General features: G+C 56.6%; 1 protein-coding gene and 1 pseudogene. One reads left to right on the top strand and one right to left on the bottom strand.

Annotation, left to right across the window (positions count from 1 at the left end):
• A pseudogene (locus tag U8U68_RS21760) lies at positions 1 to 308 on the bottom strand (hypothetical protein); the annotation flags it as partial.
• 330 nt (positions 309 to 638) lie between these two features.
• Here U8U68_RS21760 and U8U68_RS21755 point away from each other — a divergent pair.
• Positions 639 to 1,531 (top strand): glutamine synthetase III domain-containing protein (locus U8U68_RS21755; protein ID WP_322204537.1); only part of this gene is annotated, 893 nt, incomplete at its 3' end.

Below are 1,531 nucleotides of genomic sequence, written 5' to 3'. Positions count from 1 at the left end.
CCGGTGATAGAGGGGATCTTTCTGGTGGGAATTGGCTCTGACTGGACCAGCTCGAAGCGCTCTTTCAAAAAAGCCTCGCAGAACTTGCGGGTATCCCTGCAATCAAAAAACATGTGCAGGGCGTAGAACTCCCGGTAAGCCGGGTAGATGCCGTACCCGGCAAAGCCGCCGCCCAGGCCGTTGGAGCGTTCGCGCATGGGGCGCATGGCCCGCGCCACAATACTGCCCGGCATTCTGCGGCCCTCTTTGGAGATAAGGGCCGCAATGGCACAGCCAGAGGGGATGCGGACCTGACCTTCGATTTGCATAGTACCATATCCTTAATAAAAATTTTCAAAAAAAGAGCGCCCGCCCCGGGCGCAGGAAGTCCCTGGACCGGAATGAACGCCATTGCTCATTTGAAGATATTATATGCGATTTCTTGCAAAATGTCAAGGGGCAGCTAAAAAAACTTAGGATTTCCTTAAAAAAATGAAATATCAAAAATAAATATTGCAAAACAGGGGTTGACAAACCGCCCCGGCTGGCGTATAATGGGGCACGGCAAAGGCAAGGGCGTCTTTTCTGGGAGCGCGGACAGCGGGTGCTCCGGGGGGAGCGCCCCTGTCTTATTTTTTGTAAAAGAGGATGTGCGTATTATGAAACTGGTTCCGGAATATTTCGGCAGCATGGTCTTTGACGACCGGGTGATGAAAGCCAACCTTCCATCTGATGTATATAAGTCCCTGCGCGGGACGATTGAGCGGGGCGCCAAACTGGACCCCGGGGTGGCCGACGCCGTGGCCAACGCGATGAAGGAATGGGCGGTGTCTAAGGGCGCCACCCACTATACCCACTGGTTCCAGCCCCTGACCGGCGTTACCGCCGAAAAGCACGACAGCTTTATCTCTCCCTCCCCCGATGGGGGCGTAATCATGGAGTTTTCTGGAAAGGAGCTGATTAAGGGCGAGCCCGACGCCTCCTCCTTCCCTTCCGGAGGTCTTAGGGCCACTTTCGAGGCCCGGGGATATACTGCCTGGGACCCCACCTCCTACGCTTTTATAAAGGGGAAAACCCTGTGTATCCCCACCGCTTTCTGTTCTTACGGCGGCGAGGCGCTGGATAAAAAAACGCCCCTGCTGCGCTCCATGGCGGCCCTTAACCGCCAGGCCATGCGCATTATCCGGCTCTTTGGCAACCAGGAGGTAAAGTGCGTGCGCACCTCGGTAGGGCCCGAGCAGGAGTACTTCCTCATTACCCAGGAGATGTATGATAAGCGCCCGGATCTGCGTTTCACCGGCCGCACCCTCTTTGGCAAGCGGCCCCCCAAAGGCCAGGAGATGGACGACCACTACTTTGGCGTAATAAAGCCCCGGGTGGCGGCCTATATGGAGGACCTGAACGACGCGCTGTGGAAGCTGGGAATACTGGCTAAGACCGAGCATAACGAAGTGGCGCCCGCACAGCACGAGCTGGCCCCCATCTATACCACCACCAACGTGGCCACGGACCACAACCAGCTGGCCATGGAGGTTATGCAAAAGGTGGCCGC

Origin of the sequence: Acutalibacter intestini, from assembly GCF_034334985.1 — a bacterium.
GTDB classification, from domain to species: Bacteria; Bacillota; Clostridia; order Oscillospirales; family Acutalibacteraceae; genus Acutalibacter; species Acutalibacter intestini.
Note: the sequence above shows the minus strand (reverse complement) of the source record. Positions and strands in the feature narration are given on the sequence as shown.